The sequence below is a fragment of the Bdellovibrio sp. KM01 genome, from assembly GCF_013752535.1.
GTDB lineage: Bacteria > Bdellovibrionota > Bdellovibrionia > Bdellovibrionales > Bdellovibrionaceae > Bdellovibrio.
Genome location: NZ_CP058348.1, coordinates 297,124 through 315,404 on the forward strand (window position 1 = coordinate 297,124; position 18,281 = coordinate 315,404).

Consider the following 18,281-nt stretch of genomic DNA (forward strand, 5'->3'; position numbering starts at 1 on the left):
GAGTGGTAATCAGCTACCACAAGGCCTTTTGGGGATTCAACATAAAAGGGTGTAATTCACATTTAAACTAAATATGAATAGACGAAATCTTTTGATAAAGCTTTAGGCCAATCCACGCATCGGTTGCTGCGTACAGAATCTGCTTATGAGTCAGTTCGTTTGCTTCCCAGTTCGTCGTCTTGGGGCCTTTGGTGATCGTTCCATCCAGAACTTCTTCGGTCATACTCTTTAGGCCAAAGTTATTCAGGTTCTTGGTTTTTGCAAGCGTCTGCAGCTCCACGAAGCCATCGGGAACAAACTGAAAACGTTTGTTCAGGTTTTTGATGTCGTCTCTGATCGCGACACCGGCTTTGATTACGTTGGGATTCTCGAAAATATTTTTAATCATTCCGAAATTTCTGATGTGTTTAAGGCGAATGACATAGGCGTCGGTATCCGTCGCCAACTGTAACAAAGCAACCTGATGCACTTCGCCCTTTTTAAACGCGGGCCGCGTTTCCGTATCAAAACCCAACTCATTCGCGGATTCAAGCGCACTTGCCGCGGCTTGGAGTTCGTGGTCGGTATTAATTAGGTGAATCTTTCCCGTGAAAGATAGAATTTTGAATGCCGGTTGAGTCATATTTATTTCTTTATCAATTCTTTGATGTTTTCCAAAGGGCGGCCTACGACGGCTTTGCCTTTTCCCTGCAGGACAGGGCGCTCCATCAATTGGGGTTTTTCGGAAAGTCGCAGTGCTACTTCTTCTGCCGAATTTACGTCAAATGGAGCGGCGGTGAATTCAACATCTTTAGTTCGCACCATCGCAGAAAGTGGACCTGTCATTTGTGCGATTAATTCACGGAATTCACCTCGGGACGGTGGATTTTTGATGTATTCCACAGTCTTAAAGTCGACAGCTTCAGCTTCAAGGAAAGCCAAGGCTTCGCGACTCTTACTGCAATGGGGGTTGTGATAGAACTTCCATGATGACATACATTTTATCTATACCGGAAGGTGGGGATTGGCAAAGGCATAGTAGTCCAGAAGCCCCGAAGGAGCTGCGTGGTTGGCAGAAAAGATTGAAAATATCGGTGCTCATCTGTTGGGAAGAAAAGCATTCACACAGCTTGGCTCCTTTTGGCCCACAGCTCCCGGAGTCGTGGCGAAACACATGAATGAAATCCCCAAGATCGCATTTTCCCGTAACGGCTTCGATCCTTCTCAGGTTGTGAGTGCAAAATCCTGGTCAGACGCAAAAGTGTTCACTGGTGACTTGGCAGAAGGAATCGCAAAACTAAAAAATGAATCTGGGAAAGACCTTTTAGCGCATGGTGGAGTGGAGTTTGCACAAAATTTGGTTCAAACGGGATTAGTTGACGAGTTCTGGATTGCCACTCATCCCCTTGCAGCAGGGAGCGGGTCTGCCCTGTTTGCCAAGTTGGATAAACCTTTATATCTAAAGTTAGTTGAGTCGAAAGTGTTCAGCACGGGCGCGATAATGAACGTTTATCGGCCAGAATAGAGAGCGAAAATAAAGCCTCCCAGAAATCTCTAGGAGGCTTTTGTTTTTACATAGCTTTCAAGTAGTATCCGGTGTCTTTAGAAGTCATCGTGTTTGATTTCTTCATCTTCATGTAGCGGTTAAAATCTTTAGTGTACGCTTTTTTGAAGTTTGTTTCGTGCTTGTTAAACATTTTATCCAACCAAGTGTAGTAGCAAGTGTACATGTGGTTAGATAGGAAATTGCAGTACCAAGCGAACGGCATGTTTGCGGAGAAGTTGAATTTTTTAGAGAAAGCCATGATCTCTTTGTTGAACATGCTCCACCATTGTGTCGCTTCAGTTTTATGAACAAAGTTACCCACCCAATAAGTGCGGTTACCTTGTTTAAAACCAACTTCCCAACCATTGCCTACAGCTTTAAAATAAGATTTGAAAGTGTAAGGACCGTATTGGTACGTTTTCATTTTCATCGTTGTCTTTGTGTTCATCATGTTGCCTTCCTTCTTTGTTTGGCGTTGAAGCAGCATTCATCTTGCGCACAATTTCTTTCTCACTAAACAAATTTCCTGATTTGTTCGGTTGAGGCGGAAAAAACTGGTCAGTGGTCTCAATGTTTCCAATGAGCGTTCTGTAGCACTTGTTGGATTTCTCGTGGTTGTTTACGAATTAGGGGCAGGGAACGATGTGTTCATTTTTTTCGAATGGATTCACCGAACGTCGAGTAACAGGAGGATTAAGATGTGCAAAACAATAAAACAAAAGGTTCATTTTAAAGCGCCACCTGAAGTGATTTACAGTTTGCTCACTGATTCCAAAAAGTATGCAGCCTTAACTGGAAAAAAAGCCACTATCGGAAAGAAGGCCGGAGCCGCGTTTTCGGTTTATGGAGGGCAAGCAACAGGAATCATCGTGGAGCTCGTTCGCAACAAAAGAATTGTCCAAGCATGGCAGGGGCACAGCTTCCCTGATGGAATATTCTCGATGGCAACTTTCAATTTGAAGCCATCCAAGACCGGCACCGAACTTGTTCTGATTCATCGAGGCGTACCAAAGCAAATGATTCCCTCTATTGAGCTGGGATGGCGCAAATACAATTGGGATCCGATAAAAAGATATTTGGAAAAGCAGGCGTAATTGGACGCTGTTTTTTAGGAGTGAGCTTGGACTAGTTTGGTTAGCATTTTTCCGATTGCATCCATATCTTGTCTAAGATTGTTGTATTGAGTCTCTGTCAGACAACTTTTGCTGTTAAGAATCTCGATCAGTGACACACATTCGAATACAGATCCTCGAGCAATCCAAAAGAATTGGCGTTTATCTCCCTGATGCCATCGCCCATTTCCTTCGGCAATATTAAGGGGAATCGAAAGAGATGCCCGAGACAGTTGATCACCAAAGCCACGATTAAAAGACTCCTGATGCTCAACGAGAAGCTCTTCGATCGTAGTTGCAAATTGAAGGGAGCGTTTATAAACGTCCAAATTTTCAAAAGTAAATGCCATACAGAGTAGTGATGCAACCAAGTCGCCAGAACTATCATCTGATTGGTTGCCAAAGAAGGTCTATCGATAATCGAAATTCGAACTCTTCCATTTTCGATTTTCTATTTTCGTTTTTGCGTGGGTAATTTTTGGCTCGTGCTGCGCACGTCGCGGCGAGAATGGAAAATCGAAAATAGAGGATTTTTGCTTCGCAAAAATGGCGGAGAGAGCCACAAAGTAGACGAACACTCTCCGGTGGTTATCTTTGAGTTGGAGGCGTATCCAGAACCTAAAGCTTTGTCTGTAGGGGCTCTTAAGGAGCTTATGGCCGTTTTGGGGTCGACAGTGAAGGTGGCCAAGCATATTGGGGCTTCTCAAGCATTTGTATGGGATAAGCTCGATCGGGCCAAGAAAAGCCGCTGATAGAGGCCAAATCCATTTAGTCAGTGCTTAAAGAGCCAATGGATGGCTCTTTGGCATTACTTTCTTAAATTGAAAAAATCGATAGCTATCGCGCAAAGTTCTTCTTCTTTAGAATCTTTAATTAACGCTTGAGATGTTTTTACTGCATCTAAAAGAATATTTTTAACTTTAATTACGTCGGCCTTCGAGAGGCTTACAACACCCGAGTAGTGCATGTCTGTAAGTTGCTCTCGATCTAAGGACTCCGCGGATTGAAGACGCCAGTTGGTATGATGTTTTAAAATATTCTTCGAATCATTACCCAATCGGATTTGTGCTTTGGTCACTGCATAGCCATTTCCTGTGCTAGCGACAAGCCCCGCGCTAATCAAAAAATCTAAAGCTTCGGTAATTTTTCTTATGGGTAAATGAAAGTAATCAGACAGTGCTTCTCTTGTCCTTAGCTCTGGGATCGTGAGCGCAATATGAAGAGCAGCATAGATCCATGAACTATAATAAGTTGCCTGATCAACTTCACTTAATACGTCTTTAGGACCGAGGCGCTTGGTTAAGACGAGTCTTCTCCGCAAGGCTTCATCGATTTGCTCTTGGAAGAATTCTCTCAAAGCTTTAGTTCCTGCACGATCTTTCTGAACGAGTAGTAAAAAATAAAAGGCTTCTTCTTTAGAATGAGAGAAAAAACCATTCAGTATCTCTGCCTGCTCAAGGCTTAGATGAGCCTTCTCATGTAGAACCTGTGAAATATAAGTTGGCTGACAATGAAGGGCTTTTGCCATAGCCGCTTTCACCCCTTTACGAGTTCCGGGGGCTCCTGTCTTAGCCTCCAAATAGCTTCTGTAGTCTGAAAAATCGAATATTGATTTGTCCATAAATTCAATACCTTATCGCCATTATGGCAGTAAAACTTTAGTAGTAGTAAATTAATTCAGTAAAATGATCTATCTCAAATTTATACAGCAAGTTATTTTGCGGGCACTGATAGCTCGAAACAAACTAACAAGGAGAATAAAAATGAATAGAAAAACAATGTTAATGATGGCTTTAGTTCTAGGTGGACTTTCAGCACAGGCACACGCCGCAGACCCATATTTTGCGCAACGTCAGGTCGATGCGATCAAAAGCCAAGAAAGCCTTATACGTAACGGAATTGCTTCTGGGCAAATCTCAAAAGACCTTTGCATTTACTTTGTCCAAGGCTTGGCTGATATGAGAAAAAGCGCCTATGTGATAGCCGCGGCTACTGGTGGAGAAAGTTCTCAGTTAAATCAAATTAGTCAGTTAAAGACCATGAATATTGATGAGTGCAAATAAAACTTAGTCAGAGTTCTTTCGAACAAACAGTGGAGGTTGCAAGTGGTATCCCCCTTGCAGCCTTTTTAATTGGAGGCTCAATGAAACTGTCTCAAAATAAAACAGCCTATAGAATTCTTGCCTTGGCGACTTCTGTAATCGCTTGCAGCGTTTGCATGGCCTCCTCCAAGCCTGTGAGCGAAGATTCAATTCGATCTGGGGACTTTGATCAAACTCTCACAAAAGTTCTTAGTAACAAAAAAGAGCCTCTGTTAGATAAATTGACAGTCGACGAAAAGAGTCTAAAGAAAGCCATAGATCATTCGGTCGACGAGAAAAATGCATTGCGATCATTGGGTGGAAGCAGTGATGGTGGAGGCAATTCCGTCGGACCAACTTTGTTTGATTTCTACGAAAACCAGGGAACCATTGAAATTACAGTCAACGAACTCATTTCCTTGGAACCACTGGCGCAGAAAAATCTAGCATCTTTAGATAATGCAATACCAGCTGTCGATAATATCTTTTCTGGTGGCTTAGGTGGAATCATCGCCAAGTCTTTAGCTGAAAAGAAAATATATCTTGAAAGTAAGCAGATCACTTCAGATGCATGTATTAATCAAAGCATGGTTGGTGCGGGTTCGCAAAAAGTTGTAGCTTGTCAATCTGATCTCGAGGTTCGATTTGACGTAAAATGGTTACGAAATGCCAAACCTCGTGATCGCGCGGGGCTTATCATACATGAGATGCTTTTAGCCTGGGCTCGTACGCGATTAAACGATCCAAAAGATATTTTAGAGCAGAAAGTACGCATTGTGAATCGCATGATTTTTGACGGAAATATAAATCGCGATATTTTGAATAAGTACTTTGGAGCTCGGTCTTACACGAGAAGCCAAGTTCAGAGGGCTTCAGAGATCGCCGTCTCTATCAAAAGATTTGAAGCAGCCAATAAGGACCTGTTAAGAGATCCTTCCTACGAATTTGTTCGAATACTTTTCAAGGGTATTAAGGATGGAAGTATAACGGATGCAACATGCGAGAATTTTGTTGAGGGTTTGCCAGATATGCATAAACAGACTTACAGCACTCTACAGCAATCCCATCTAGCCACTCCAGAACAACTGTGTTTTGCAATAGTGGATTAAGATCCTTGTTTCTAACCCAATATATTGATCAAAAGGCACAGACTTAAAAAAATGTGCCTTTATTTTTTTCGTGACCTTGCCAATTTTAAGATCGTTATCATCTTCCTAGGGCTCTTTATGAAAGGAGCCATATGAAAACATAATTACCTTAGGAGGTTACGCATGAATCGAGATAAATTTTAACATGATCCTTCAGCCAAGAGACCTGTTGCTCTTGGAAAGTCTTAAGAAATACGGTGTTCTTTCAACACCTCAAGTGATCCGACTTCACTTCCAATCAATCGCAAAGACCACAGCACTCAGACGTTTACGAGCACTAGCTCATGGAACTTTCATCCGTCGTTCAGTTCCATTGGACGAGGGGACAAGTACATGGACTCTTGGACTCAAGGGAAAACGACTGCTCGCAGTTGAAGAGTCGATGCAGTTCTCAAATCGCAATACAATCTATCATGATGTTCTTTTGAACGACGTTCGAATGAAATTTGAGTCCATGGGATTGGGAAGCGATTGGACTCCCGAGTACCATTTAAAGTCCCATGCTTTTAAAAACTATAAATATCGTCACGCTAAGGAACAACTCATCCCAGACGGATTGTTGGTTGAACCTATTAAAGGCAAAGACATTAAAATGGCCATTGAGCTGGAGCTCACCAGGAAAAGTGAATTAAGATACAAGAACATCTTTCATGAATACCGAAGTATTAACCTTGATCATGTGTGGTACTTCGTAAAAAGCATTAGGGACAAAGAAGCGATCAGCAAAATAGCTAAGAGCTGTTTTAATTTTGACCTAAAAATGCTCCTGTTTTCGACCATATCGGATTTTCTAAAGGATGAAATTCCTCAGATCTACTTCGCTGACAAGCAAGAACCGATGCCACTAACGAGAATCCAATTTGATCACTCTATGATCTATTCCCCTGCTCATAGTTCTGATCATGGGGTGAGCAGGCTCGAGGACCAAGAAATTGAGATTATGGAAGAACCTATGTCCTTGATTTCATAACCCAACTCCCTCATTCCAACGGCCCTGCAGGCCGGGCTTCTCCACTCCTGACCCCTCACCCCCAACGTATGGTGGTAAGGGGTCAGGAGTGGAGAAGCCAAGAGAGGAATGGAATGAGAGAGTTTAGTGTGTAGTGGTGGATAAGAGTATGGGTAAGGAGAGAAGAAAGGAGTGGGAATAGAAGTTAGAAGAGATCGGTAACATTTTTTAAAGGAGGTATTTTTATGAAAACAAAGGAACTATTTAGTTGATAATAGAGGACCTAAAGATTGAGCAGCAGCAAATCAGCATCGGTGAAAGCGAATTAAACCGCAAACGTTCGCAGCTGATAGCGGCCTTGCTTGAGATTGAAACACTCTTAAGATCCCAGGAGGAAAAGCTTTTAGTAACCACACAAAATGACCGACAAGAAGAGGTCGTTTGGAAGGAGGCCGCATGAATAGAGTTGCCATATATCTACGTGTATCGACCGAGGAGCAAGCAAAAATTTTGGAAGGCTCTCTGGTCTCTCAACGACGCCGAGCCGAAGAATACATCGAAGGACAAAATCGCAGAGAACCCAATTGGGGGATGATAGTTGATGTCTATTGTGATGAAGCCAAATCTGGCAAGGACATGAATCGTCCTGAGTTCCAAAGAATGCTTTCGGATATTCGTGTGGGCAGAATCAACTTAGTTTTAGCATCCGAGCTATCAAGGTTGTCACGATCCATTAAGGATTTTTGCAGCCTCTTGGATTTTTTCAAAGAATACAAAGTTAAACTTGTAACCTTGCGCGAGCAGTTTGATACCACGACGGCTGCTGGTGAGCTGATGATGTTTAACCTCGTGAACTTCAATCAATTTGAACGCAAGCAAACTGGCGAGCGCATCACCGCCAACTTTACTAGCCGTGCGGAACGAGGCCTTTGGAATGGCGGCGTGATTCCGCTTGGGTACAAGCGCAATCCAGAAAATCCAGGAAATCTTTTGATAAATGAAGAAGAGTCATCGTCGATTAAGATGATTTTCCAAGTGTTCTTAGAAACGAAGAACCTTCGTCAGACTTGTTTGAAGTTGAATGCAATGGGCGTGCGCACGAAGGCCTATATTAATTCAAAAGGTGAATCACGAGGCGGAAACAAGTTTACGGTGGCAAGTCTTCATCATCTTTTAACCAACGCGACCCTTATAGGCATGAGAGAGATCAATAAGAAGCGTGGTGATATACGCCAAGTGAAAGCATCATGGTCCGCAATTATTAATGCCGAAGACTTTGAGGTTGTGCAAAAGATACTCGAGTCCAATAGAAGAAGATTCAAGCCGAACGATTGGAAGACTTATCCCTATCCGTTAACGGGAAAGATCATTTGTGGCGATTGTGGTCGTCACTTGAATGGCAAGAGTGCTCATGGAAAAACTCAAAAGCACCACTACTATGATCACAATAGAACTTTAAATGCCGTCGGAGCACCGAAACACAAGTGTCAGATCCAGAGAGTTCGAGCTGGTAAGTTCGAAGATATGATTTTGGCATCGCTCAAAAGTATTTTGAGTCAGCCCTCACTAATTAAAAGTGCTATTGCTGCGTATGAGATTTCCAATAACAAAGAGCTGCCTTTGGTGGAATCAAGACTTAAAGCTGTTTCCTCTGAGATAAAAAGCCATGACAAGAAGGCTCAGAACATCATGCAAAGAATAGAAGAGTTACCGCCGGATCTATCTGCGGAATTGTTCTATAAACGTCTAACGGAAATAAATAGAAAGATTCAGGAACTCAAAGCACAGCATTTGGAGTTGGAGTCTCAAAAAAGAAAAACAAGTTTGCAGGGGGTTTCAGGGAGCTCGATCAAGGCTCGGATTGAATATGCGATTAAACATCTCGCCGAAGCACCCAAGGAAAAACACCGTGAGGTGTTTGAGAATGTTCTGCAGTTCGCAGAGATTCATCCGACTAAAATTAAAATGGGTATTTATGGAGGTCACCCTATCGAGGGTTCGACTACTATCAAAATTGGCGGACAGGGAGAGATTCGAACTCTCGGTAGGCTTTTGACCTACACACGCGTTCCAGGCGTGCGCCTTCAGCCACTCGGCCACCTGTCCATTCGGGAAAGTTCTGAAGAGGTGACAACATAACAATTGCCCCCTGGGAAATCAAGGACGTGGTTTAGGAATATCTGGGTGATATTCGGCTCTTGATTTGATGCGTTAACATTTGGATTGGTCTAAAACCCGGACCGAGGTCGAGTCATCAAAAACCCTCTGATTGCCGAATAATATTAATCACTTCGGAGGATTTTATATGAATAAATTGGTCACGATTGCGACGGCAGCGGTGATGGGATTGATCTCGGCTTGTACCAGCAGCTCAACCAAGCCAATGGAACCACGGTCTTATCGCAATCCAGCCAGTACGGGTGAGTTGATCACAGGTAGCCAAAAGGTTTTGGCTGATATCAACAATGCTCAAATTTTCAATCCGCAAACTTGTGTGATGTTCGTGAACAATGTGACGGACTATCTTTATTATCTGCCAGCCGATCACTTCGTTCCAAAATCTTCTACGGAGCAAGAGAGCTTGCGAAAATATGGCCCGGAAGTTCTAGATACGATTTTCCAAATCCGCGTTTCTTTGCATGAGAAACTTCAGGAGTTCGATACACGCAGTGAGCTTAGCAAAGACTGCGCAACTAAAGCGCGTGAGGGATTTCAGTACGCACGTTTTGCTGAAGAGTATTTGTTGGATTGGTTGTATGCACAGAAAGTTTATAACTTTAAAGCAGCTCCGATCCTGACAAATCAAAAACCAAGTACTTGGACCAATCCAAAATTTGAAGGTTTTGAATTGCAAGCCGGTGACGTCATGATCATTCGCGGGAAGTCCTATGTCTCTGCGATGATCGCGCGTATCGCCGACGAAGAAGGAAATTTTTCGCATCTTGCAGTCGTGGGCGAAGATAAAGCTGGCAAGAAATATGTAGTTGAAGCCCTTATTCAGTACGGTACGATTGTTACTCCGCTGGAAAAATGGCGTCAGTCTGCAGATGCCCGTGTGGCTTTGTTCCGTCACCCAGATCAAACGCTTGCAAAAAAAGCTTCTCGTTATATTTATGATTATGCCCAAGGAGCCTTGGACAAAGGCCAGGGTATCAAGTACGACTTTTCGATGAATGATGACGACTATTCGACAATGTTTTGTTCTGAAGTCGTCAGAATGGCTTATGACAAGGCATCAAATGGTCAGCTGATCATTCCAAAATTTCGTAGCACCGTCAGTAAATTCAAAGGCAATGCTTATCCACGCTCATTGGGTGTGACAAAAACTTCGTTGTTCGCCCCCTATGATGTGGAAGTCGATCCACGCTTTGATTTCGTCGCCGAGTTCAGACATATGCCACTTCTCCGTCAGGTCCGTATGCAAGACGCTGTTTTGCAAAGTGTTTACGGTTGGATGATCACGAAGGGCTATAACTTCCACTGGGAGCCCAAGCATGCAGGCAAAGCATATCTTGCAAAAATGGTTCGTCAGTTCGGTGTCGCCAAAGACACTCTGCCGAAATATATGCCAGTCGATAGCATCAAAACAAATGTGCAATTTGAAGTTGTGGCCAGTGCCTTGGAAAAGAATATTTATGCGAAAGAAGCTGAGTTCTATAAAAAGAACGGTTACCTTCCTTCATTTCAGGATCTATTGATTATCAATGAGGCTTATCGACGTAAGGACTGTACAGACGATAAAGCTCTTCATATCCCGGGTTTCGGCGGGTCACAGTTCCACTGGTTTTTCTATGACGATAACCACAAGTGCGACTAAAGAAATAAAGCATCGAGTTGCTTAAAATACCACTCCTGAAGAGATTTTCTTAAAGGAAGGGAATTAAGCATCTCGGTTTTATTTTGCACATTTCCAGTTCGCGCCGAGAGATCTTTTTCCGAGCAGTATTTGATCCATTCATCCGTCGCTTCCGGATGAAATTGAGTGGCAACGATATTTTTGCCAACTCGATATGCCTGATTCTTACAAAAATCATTCGTCGCGAAAAGCTCGGCCCCTTTTGGTAAATCAAAAGTGCAAAGGTGAGATTGGAATACCTGCAACGTCTCGCCCGTTGACATTTTCACTGGGACGAAACCAGATTCCCAACCAGCTGGATGAATAAAAACTTTTTCTCCCAAGACATCCGCCAGGAGCTGGGCACCCAAACACAAACCAAAAACTTTCTGGTCGTTCTTAACCAATTTTTTAAGGAAGGCTTTTTCCGTCTGCAGCCACGGAAATTTGTCTTCTTCAAACGCGTTTGCCGTTCCGCCACAAATCACAACCCCCAGATAGGGTTTAAAATCTGGAGCCGGGGTCCCGTCAGCAGGATGCCAATACTCCACCTGAATACCATTCTTTTTTGCCCACTCAAGTGTCGAACCAGGAGGAACCGATTGCTGATGTTGGATAATTAAAAGCTTTTGCATACTTAAAAATGCTATCTGCGGATTGCTATTTTGGCAACGATGAGTTTAGTGGTTCAATCTCAAAATGAGATACATTAAGTAATGGTGAAGTTGTTCCGAAATATAAACAATGAAAAGTTTTGCAAAAAAATATAAATGGATGATCATTGTGTTCCTTTCGCTATCGGCATCAATCTGTTACTTTCAGTTCAATCAAGAGTTAAGTCCTAAAGATTTGGAAGTTAGCAGAATAGATTTCAGTGACAGGAAGGAAGTCCTAACGTCGAAAGATATCGACAAGGAAATAAAGTATCTTCTGTATGCGTTTGATCATGCATACTCTGCGAAATCTATTTATCCGGATCAGTATCAGCGAATGATAGATGAGCTCCAGCTGTTGAGCGCTACCAAGAATATGGCTATGGATGAATATCTAAATAAGCTACAGAAAATATTTTCAATTATTCCAGATGGTCATCTGCGTGTATCTCGGATCGAATCAGATGACTCCTCTTTAGAGTCTGCGCGCGCACCTAGCAGTGTATTCTCTGATCCCGTACTTTCATTAGACCCTCACAAAGTTGCTGTAAAACAAATACCCTCTTTCATTATGGAAGAAAAAGACATTCGCGACCTCATCGGTGAAGTTGAGAAAGATATGCAAAAGTCCAAAGCATTGGTATTTGACCTTCGGGGAAATAGTGGTGGGTATGTTGAGGTGCCACTGAAAATAGCCGCACTCTTGTGGGGTGAGCAATATCGAGAGGGAAGTGAAATTCAATACTTTCCGATGCCTATAAAAAGAAATGGAAAGATTGGTCACCCTGTTATTCACGCCTTAGGTAAGAATCATCTAATATTATTTCAAACAGAACGAGGAAAAAGAATCGATGCGGAAGCGAGAAGGGGAATGCTTCAAAAAATACTTGATTACAATGAGTACGAATACGGTGGCACAGTTAAGAAGTTGGTCTATGACGAGTATGCCTTTCAGCCGACGAACGAATATGAAGACAATAATTTGACCTATGAGAATTCCCATCTGAAAGATCGTGGATACAATCGTCCTATTTATATAGTGATTGATGAAACTTGCGCTTCAGCTTGCGAGAGATTCTTGGAGGCAATGGAGGAGCATCCTCATGCTAAAACTATTGGAAGTAGGAATACGCGTGGCTGTGTTCAGTTTGGTAATGTGGGTTTGTTAGTTCTGCCTGAGAGTCATCTTGCTGTCAGTATTTCCGCCAACTACATCAGTTATAAAGATGGGCGCATAGTGGAAAATATAGGGTATAAACCACAACTTTTGTTAAAAGATTCAGAAGATCCATTTCAGAGAATATCCACTTTAATAAAGTGATGAATTTTTTGTTCAAATTGTCTTGAGTAATACTGAAGGACTTGTCAGTATTTAGCCATGAAAACAATTATGCGTTCTTTTAAAGCTTTGGTGTTTTTGGGTGTGATCTTGAATAGCGGTCTTGCTTTAGCGGAAGGCATGGGTAAGTTGGGCCTATTGTATATGAGCTCTTCTTCCGAGGAATCAGGAGCTGAAAGTAAATCGACTCGTACTTTGTACGACGTCGCTCTTTACTATAAATTTCAAGGTTCGCCTTGGGTGCTGGGTGGACTTTATCAAAATGACGCTCAAGCATCTGATTCGGCAACGGTGAATCGCACTTCTTATGGCGTCAGCGGTGGTGTCATGACTCGTAAAGAAAGTGGTGGATATCTTTTGGCCACATACTTTGTTTCATCGACATATGGAGATTACAAAGAGGGTTCAGGATTCCAGTTGGATTTCGGTTATAAAGTTCCGACGAAAATTCCTTTGGCGTTTCAGCTGAGCTATAAAAGCTATGACTATTCCAAATACAATCATAAGGACACAAAACTTGATCCTTACTTTGTAGTGATCGCGGATTTCTAGTGGAAAAACAAATCGGCAGTTGTCACTGTGGCGAAGTAAAATACGAAGCTACAGGCAACTTCACAGAAGTTATCAGTTGCAATTGTTCAATGTGCAGAAGAAAAGGCACCTTGCTGGCATTTGTACCAGTTGAGAATTTCAAAATGCTTTCCGGGGCTGAAGAGCTCGTCGACTATCAATTCGGCAAAAAGCAAATTCATCATACCTTTTGTGGTGAGTGTGGCGTGACTCCATTTGCACATGGCACGGCTCCAAATGGTGCAAAAATGGTAGCGATCAATGTACGTTGTTTGGAAGACGTTGATCTGGATAGTCTGAAAATCACTAAAGTGGACGGAAAATCATTCCCGATCTAGGCACCAGACGATAAACGCGTCCTCGAAATGACTTATATCAAAGCCGGCTCTCTGATCTTGAAATACAGGGAGAGGGTGTTTGAAATAGAGTTTCGAGGTGTGCCATGAATAAATACCTGAAAATTCAACTTTCCATTTTGATTCTTTTTGCTTGTTCGCTCGGATCGTCCCAGATCAAAATGTTCAAAAACGTGGTTCGCCCCAGCAAAGGATTAGCCGTGACTTATCCCGCAAAACAAATAAGCATTTCAATTGGGAAAAACGTGAATGAAGTTTATCAGTTTATTTCCACGCCGGAAAATATGCCTCGCTGGGCCGCGGGATTAAGCCAGGCCGAACTGGTTAAGTCCGGAGATGATTGGATAGCTGATTCTCCGATGGGAAAAGTGAAAGTTCGCTTTGTTGAAAAGAACAAATTCGGTGTCGTCGATCATGACGTCATTCTTCCGTCTGGAGAAGTGAATCACAATCCCTTAAGAGTAGTTAAGAACGCTGATGGCAGTGAAGTGATTTTTACTTTATATCGTCGTCCTAAAATGTCTGATGCGGATTTTGAGAACGATGCAAGGGCAGTCACCAAGGATTTGCAGAAGTTGAAACAGATACTGGAGAAATAGGAACAGCGAATGGTTAATGCCTTTACGTCTTATCTTAGAAAAAGGGGATCTAACACTCCAGGCTGGCTTGTAAAGTACATGATCAGCTTTTGGACGCCTTATCTGGGGGCGGGGATCAAGATTGAAGAGATATCTTCTGATTATCGCTACATCAAAGTATGTCTGAAGCAAACATGGTACAATCGCAATTACGTGGGCACTCAATTCGGCGGATCTCTTTATGCCATGACGGACCCTTTTTACATGCTGATGCTGATCAATAACTTGGGGCAGGATTATTATGTTTGGGATAAAGGTGCCACCATAGACTTCGTAGCACCCGGAAAGACCAATGTTACGGCCGAATTTAGAATCAATGATGAAATCATCGAGAAAGTTCTTAAAGAAACCGCGTCTGGTGATAAGTACATCTTTGATCTGCCAGTACAGGTGATTGATGCGAACGGGGAGTTGGTCGCGTCCGTTCTTAAAAAACTTTACGTTCGTAAGAAGAAAAAAGAACGCTCTTAGAAAGAAATTTTAAAACTGATATCGATATTATTGGGAATGAATCCTGCCCGGTGACTGATCATATCTGTCGCATTAACTTCATTCGCAGTATATGTATCGTATGCACCTTTTAACATGCTGGCGACTACACTTGAAGCGACACCAATCCAGTAAGCTTGTTTCTTGGTGATATTAAGTCCTTTATAGGCAAGCGCGGCACTTGAAACGGCAACCAAACTTCCCGCAACAGAATTGATGATCTTATCATTATGTTCAATGCTGTCTTGATCTTTAGCCAACAATCCTTGCATCAGCGTTCCTGCGCCGACCTCTAGCAGAATGTCACTTGGATCATCGGTTTTAATATTCGCCGGCTTCGAAATATCAGTTGCGAACTGCACAACCTGCAAGTCAGCCAAAATTTCGTGTTGATCTAAGGTTGCGATAAATTGAATCGTTTCTGGAATAGCGTGATAGTCGCTTTTGTTATCACACTGAAAATTTAAAACTGTGAAATTTCCAGTCTTCTGCACGGTCATCGTTTTCGCGTAGCGGTCGTTGCGCACGCTGGGAACGCAGGCCTTTACGAAAAGCTTCCACACGGCAACCGCGGTGCTGGGAATCCTTTCATTGGTGACTTGCAGCTGGCCCGAGTTCAGTTGCAATGCGCGATCCAGTTTGGAGGAATGAGTGAAGTATTCTTTGTCTTGAGGAGTATAGATTTTCGTTGCTGCCAAAGACATGCTTGAAAGCAGAGTGATCGTGCAAACCATTACGAATTTCATGGATTTTTGAAGCATCCCCGTTCCCCTTGTCGCTGGTTCGTTTCTGAATAGCGAAAGATATGCCACAGCTTCGGTTTATATAGCTGGGTTGGGGTCGTGAACGTTGAAATTAGGTAAAAAAGGTGACCAAAATTTGGTCACTCTTAGAAGGGAAGGTCTTTGTTTGGAAAGGTGTATCCCAGAGCAAAACCCGCTGCCACAAAGGCTGCCGAGTCCACAGTTGTGGGAGTGTTAGTAACGTCAGAAATGATATTGCTCCACATACCTTCGGGCACAGTCGCACTTCGGCTGAAGACCTGAATACTCCAACGCTCTTTAAAAAATAACATCGCGCCAACTTCAAGGCCTACCGTCACGCCAAGACTGTCCTCGCGATAATCGCGCCCTTGTTTTTCGGTTGTGATCGAGTCATAGCCCACGGTCGGAAAGATATTTAGATACAGATTGTAACGATTGTTCCCGTAATTAAAGCTCGGGCCCCACCCCGCATCCGTGTGAAAGCGTTTAAACTGAACGTCTTTCAATGCCGGAATGTCGTTAAACTGCTCGCGGGCGTAAGAAAAACTTAAACTCGGAGTTAACCGAAAGTGATAGCGCCATTCCTTTCGTTTCGAAGGAGGTAAAAAGTTTTTTAAACTGATGGCTGCCAGGTACTGCGTGGTCTTTTCCACAAAACCTTCAGAGCTGACTTCCTCGGCGCTGACGTTTTGTTCATTGATAGTCAGGCTGGTTCTGCCCGAGGCGGGAATAATAAAAATAGAATTAGGCAAAAGACTTATGACTTCAGAACTTCTGTCTGTCCATCCAACCTCGTAAATGGAGGGTGTCAGAGATTTATCAAATGCAAAGTCCATGCTTTTTGATTCTGCAGGATTTAAGACATCTTGAAGCTGTCCCTTAACTAAAACGTTTTGTGAATCTGAAGATATATCGACTGTGCCCAGATATATCTTTGAAGCCTTTAGGTGATAAGCCGCCTCGTAACGATCCGACTTAACGCCTTGGTCATCATTATCCATATCATGATCATTAAAAACCGAAAGTGTCTGATTGTATGGCAGAACCGTCGTCGAGGTTTGTTTGGTACTTAAATCGGCGCTGATAAGTCTTCCGACTTCGTCAGCAATATTCGGATGAGTAGCGATCGGGGGAGCGATCGCAATAAAAACGGCTGGTTGGTAATTGCCTTGTTGTGATTCAGAAAAATCAAGATTGACGTCGTCTTGATACTCCCAAGCAGCACCCGTCAGTAAATCTGTTGCCCAACCAACCGGTGCCCAGCTTAGAAACCCCAGATTACCTGCAAAGCTTCGTCCCCAGCGATAGTGGCCATCGAGTTCTGTCGATGCTTTGGATTTACCATCCACGGCATTCAGTTGTAGGGAGCTTTTACGGGGAATTTCTGCAAGAAGGGGAGCTTGACCCAGGAGTTGATCGTCTAGAAAGACCTTGGCCCCTGGGGAGTTTGAACGAATTTGAATGATTTGGCGTCGTCCGCCGCTGGTTGCGCAGGCTGAAAGAATCAAGCTGAGTGTAAGTGCTGCGCAAATTCTGAATTTCATTCCGTCGTTTTACTTTTTCTTCCACTTCGCTTTTTTAGGATTTGCAAACAGATCTTCGCTATCAAGCAAAGCTTGAAGGCTTTTATCGATATCTGAAGTTTCCGGTTGCGAAGCGATAATTTTATAGTCGGCTTTGTTTACTTTAATAACTTCGACCGGCTTGGTCAACAGAGCCTCGATATTTGCAAGTTGTTCTTTTTCTTCCGTAGCACAGAAGGAAACTGCGATACCTTTGTTAAAACCGCGGCCTGTACGACCGATACGATGAACGTAGTTCTCAGGTTTTTCCGGCAAGTCATAGTTAATGACATGTGTAACGTCAGGGATATCTATACCACGAGCACTTACATCAGTCGCGATCATGATTTTGCAATCGCCTTTACGGAAGGCTGCCATCACGTCAGCACGGTCGACTTGGTCTTTTTCCCCGTGCAAAGTCAAAGAGGCGATGTTCACGCGCTCCAGAGCTTTAGCAACTCGTTCAGCACGTACACGCGTGCGAACGAAGACGATGAATTTACCATCTGCATTTTGATTGATGTACTCTGCCAAGAAGAAACGCTTGTCGTCCATTTCGACAAACATCACAAAGTGTTTCACGTTTTTTGAAACAGGATCTTCCGGCGAAATTTCGATTCGGATCGCGTTACTGCGAACTTGAGAGTATGCAAGCTTTTTGATCTCAGGATTGATTGTCGCAGAGAAAAATAAAGTCTGGTGGCGACGGTTTAATTTCCTTTTGATGTCTTCGATATCGTCAATGAATCCCAAATCCAACATCTGATCGGCTTCATCCAAAACCAGGTGTTCGATAAAATTCAGATTAATGAAGCCTTGAGAAATCAAGTCAAACATACGGCCTGGAGTTGCGATCAATACGTCGATGCCGTCTTGAAGTTTTTTGATCTGTGCGTCTTGTTCGATACCACCAAACAAGGCGAAGGGTTTTACCTTTGTGTGTTTGGAAAGTTTATTAAACACTTCACCGATTTGCTGAGCCAACTCACGAGTCGGAACAAGTACCAGGCATTTGATGCCGATTGCACGTTTGCTGCTTTTTTCGGAGTGGATCATGTTGATCAGAGGAATTGCAAAAGCCGCCGTTTTACCGGTGCCGGTTTGGGCAATAGCCAGAACGTCTTCGCCTTTAAGGATGGATGGAATGGCTTTGAACTGAATATCAGTTGTGCGGAAATAGCCGTTGTCTTCAAGATTGCGAAGAAGGTCTTCAGAGAGGTGGAATTTTTCGAATTTCATGAACAGACCTCTACCATGGAG

The 18,281-nt window shown here is 43.1% G+C and carries 21 protein-coding genes, 1 tRNA gene and 1 pseudogene; 13 read left to right on the forward strand and 10 right to left on the reverse strand.

The window, feature by feature from the left end:
- Positions 1-67 precede the first annotated feature (67 nt).
- Together HW988_RS01560 and HW988_RS01565 are read right to left on the reverse strand one after the other, a co-directional pair.
- A complete protein-coding gene (locus HW988_RS01560) occupies positions 68-622 on the reverse strand; it encodes a 3'-5' exonuclease (RefSeq protein WP_181605934.1) in 555 nt (184 codons plus the stop codon).
- Between the two features lie 2 nt (positions 623-624).
- Positions 625-975, reverse strand: a complete 351-nt coding sequence (locus HW988_RS01565) for an ArsC/Spx/MgsR family protein (RefSeq protein ID WP_181605935.1) — start codon at positions 973-975, stop codon at positions 625-627.
- A gap of 73 nt (positions 976-1,048) precedes the next feature.
- Between HW988_RS01565 and HW988_RS01570 the strand changes: the two genes are divergently transcribed.
- Entirely contained in the window at positions 1,049-1,504 is a 456-nt protein-coding gene (locus HW988_RS01570; RefSeq protein ID WP_181605936.1) for a dihydrofolate reductase family protein, read from the forward strand.
- A 46-nt stretch (positions 1,505-1,550) separates the two neighbouring features.
- On the opposite strand, the gene HW988_RS01575 is transcribed toward HW988_RS01570, so the two are convergent.
- A complete protein-coding gene (locus HW988_RS01575) occupies positions 1,551-1,976 on the reverse strand; it encodes a hypothetical protein (RefSeq protein ID WP_142698704.1) in 426 nt (141 codons plus the stop codon).
- Positions 1,977-2,223: 247 nt separating this feature from the next.
- Here HW988_RS01575 and HW988_RS01580 point away from each other — a divergent pair, with 247 nt between their 5' ends.
- A complete protein-coding gene (locus HW988_RS01580; RefSeq protein WP_181605937.1) occupies positions 2,224-2,619 on the forward strand; it encodes an SRPBCC domain-containing protein in 396 nt (131 codons plus the stop codon).
- 14 nt (positions 2,620-2,633) lie between these two features.
- Here the strand turns inward: HW988_RS01580 and HW988_RS01585 are convergent, their stop codons facing one another.
- Positions 2,634-2,987, reverse strand: coding sequence for a four helix bundle protein (locus HW988_RS01585; RefSeq protein WP_181605938.1), 354 nt, complete (start codon positions 2,985-2,987; stop codon positions 2,634-2,636).
- Between the two features lie 183 nt (positions 2,988-3,170).
- Between HW988_RS01585 and HW988_RS01590 the strand changes: the two genes are divergently transcribed.
- On the forward strand, positions 3,171-3,389 hold the full coding sequence (locus HW988_RS01590; RefSeq protein ID WP_181605939.1) for a hypothetical protein: 219 nt from the start codon (positions 3,171-3,173) through the stop codon (positions 3,387-3,389).
- A 56-nt stretch (positions 3,390-3,445) separates the two neighbouring features.
- On the opposite strand, the gene HW988_RS01595 is transcribed toward HW988_RS01590, so the two are convergent.
- Complete coding sequence (locus HW988_RS01595; protein ID WP_181605940.1) at positions 3,446-4,258, reverse strand: TIGR02147 family protein; 813 nt, start codon at positions 4,256-4,258, stop codon at positions 3,446-3,448.
- 142 nt (positions 4,259-4,400) lie between these two features.
- Between HW988_RS01595 and HW988_RS01600 the strand changes: the two genes are divergently transcribed.
- The 4 genes and pseudogenes from HW988_RS01600 to HW988_RS19230 all read left to right on the forward strand — a co-directional run.
- Entirely contained in the window at positions 4,401-4,700 is a 300-nt protein-coding gene (locus HW988_RS01600) for a hypothetical protein (protein WP_181605941.1), read from the forward strand.
- Between the two features lie 80 nt (positions 4,701-4,780).
- Positions 4,781-5,827 (forward strand): hypothetical protein, encoded by a 1,047-nt coding sequence (locus HW988_RS01605; RefSeq protein WP_181605942.1) that lies wholly within the window; start codon positions 4,781-4,783, stop codon positions 5,825-5,827.
- Positions 5,828-6,041: 214 nt separating this feature from the next.
- Positions 6,042-6,836, forward strand: a complete 795-nt coding sequence (locus tag HW988_RS01610) for a replication-relaxation family protein (protein ID WP_220128783.1) — start codon at positions 6,042-6,044, stop codon at positions 6,834-6,836.
- 435 nt (positions 6,837-7,271) lie between these two features.
- A pseudogene (locus HW988_RS19230) lies at positions 7,272-8,345 on the forward strand (recombinase family protein); the annotation flags it as partial.
- 485 nt (positions 8,346-8,830) lie between these two features.
- Here the strand turns inward: HW988_RS19230 and HW988_RS01625 are convergent.
- Positions 8,831-8,921: transfer RNA gene (locus HW988_RS01625), tRNA-Ser, on the reverse strand.
- 199 nt (positions 8,922-9,120) lie between these two features.
- On the opposite strand from HW988_RS01625, the gene HW988_RS01630 reads away from it, so the two are divergent.
- Positions 9,121-10,632, forward strand: a complete 1,512-nt coding sequence (locus HW988_RS01630) for a YiiX/YebB-like N1pC/P60 family cysteine hydrolase (protein WP_181605944.1) — start codon at positions 9,121-9,123, stop codon at positions 10,630-10,632.
- Here the strand turns inward: HW988_RS01630 and HW988_RS01635 are convergent.
- Entirely contained in the window at positions 10,629-11,285 is a 657-nt protein-coding gene (locus tag HW988_RS01635; RefSeq protein ID WP_181605945.1) for a type 1 glutamine amidotransferase, read from the reverse strand. The two genes, HW988_RS01630 and HW988_RS01635, sit on opposite strands and share 4 nt — an antisense overlap.
- Before the next feature lie 109 nt (positions 11,286-11,394).
- Between HW988_RS01635 and HW988_RS01640 the strand changes: the two genes are divergently transcribed.
- From HW988_RS01640 to HW988_RS01660, 5 genes are all read left to right on the forward strand, one after another.
- Positions 11,395-12,624, forward strand: coding sequence for a S41 family peptidase (locus tag HW988_RS01640; protein WP_181605946.1), 1,230 nt, complete (start codon positions 11,395-11,397; stop codon positions 12,622-12,624).
- Positions 12,625-12,681: 57 nt separating this feature from the next.
- Entirely contained in the window at positions 12,682-13,194 is a 513-nt protein-coding gene (locus tag HW988_RS01645) for a hypothetical protein (protein WP_181605947.1), read from the forward strand.
- A complete protein-coding gene (locus HW988_RS01650; RefSeq protein ID WP_255490152.1) occupies positions 13,194-13,550 on the forward strand; it encodes a GFA family protein in 357 nt (118 codons plus the stop codon). Before HW988_RS01645 ends, HW988_RS01650 begins: the two co-directional genes overlap by 1 nt.
- A 104-nt stretch (positions 13,551-13,654) precedes the next feature.
- Positions 13,655-14,167 carry a hypothetical protein gene (locus HW988_RS01655; protein ID WP_220128784.1) on the forward strand — a complete coding sequence of 171 codons (513 nt, stop codon included), beginning with the start codon at positions 13,655-13,657 and terminating at the stop codon, positions 14,165-14,167.
- Positions 14,168-14,176: 9 nt separating this feature from the next.
- Positions 14,177-14,677 (forward strand): DUF4442 domain-containing protein, encoded by a 501-nt coding sequence (locus HW988_RS01660; RefSeq protein ID WP_181605948.1) that lies wholly within the window; start codon positions 14,177-14,179, stop codon positions 14,675-14,677.
- On the opposite strand, the gene HW988_RS01665 is transcribed toward HW988_RS01660, so the two are convergent.
- From HW988_RS01665 to HW988_RS01675, 3 genes are all read right to left on the reverse strand, one after another.
- Positions 14,674-15,456: a hypothetical protein gene (locus HW988_RS01665; protein WP_181605949.1), complete on the reverse strand. Its 783-nt coding sequence runs from the start codon at positions 15,454-15,456 to the stop codon at positions 14,674-14,676. The two genes, HW988_RS01660 and HW988_RS01665, sit on opposite strands and share 4 nt — an antisense overlap.
- Positions 15,457-15,584: 128 nt before the next feature.
- Positions 15,585-17,003: a hypothetical protein gene (locus HW988_RS01670; protein WP_181605950.1), complete on the reverse strand. Its 1,419-nt coding sequence runs from the start codon at positions 17,001-17,003 to the stop codon at positions 15,585-15,587.
- 9 nt (positions 17,004-17,012) lie between these two features.
- The gene (locus HW988_RS01675) at positions 17,013-18,260 is read right to left on the reverse strand and encodes a DEAD/DEAH box helicase (RefSeq protein WP_181605951.1); all 1,248 of its coding nucleotides are present in this window, start codon (positions 18,258-18,260) and stop codon (positions 17,013-17,015) included.
- Positions 18,261-18,281: the final 21 nt, after the last annotated feature.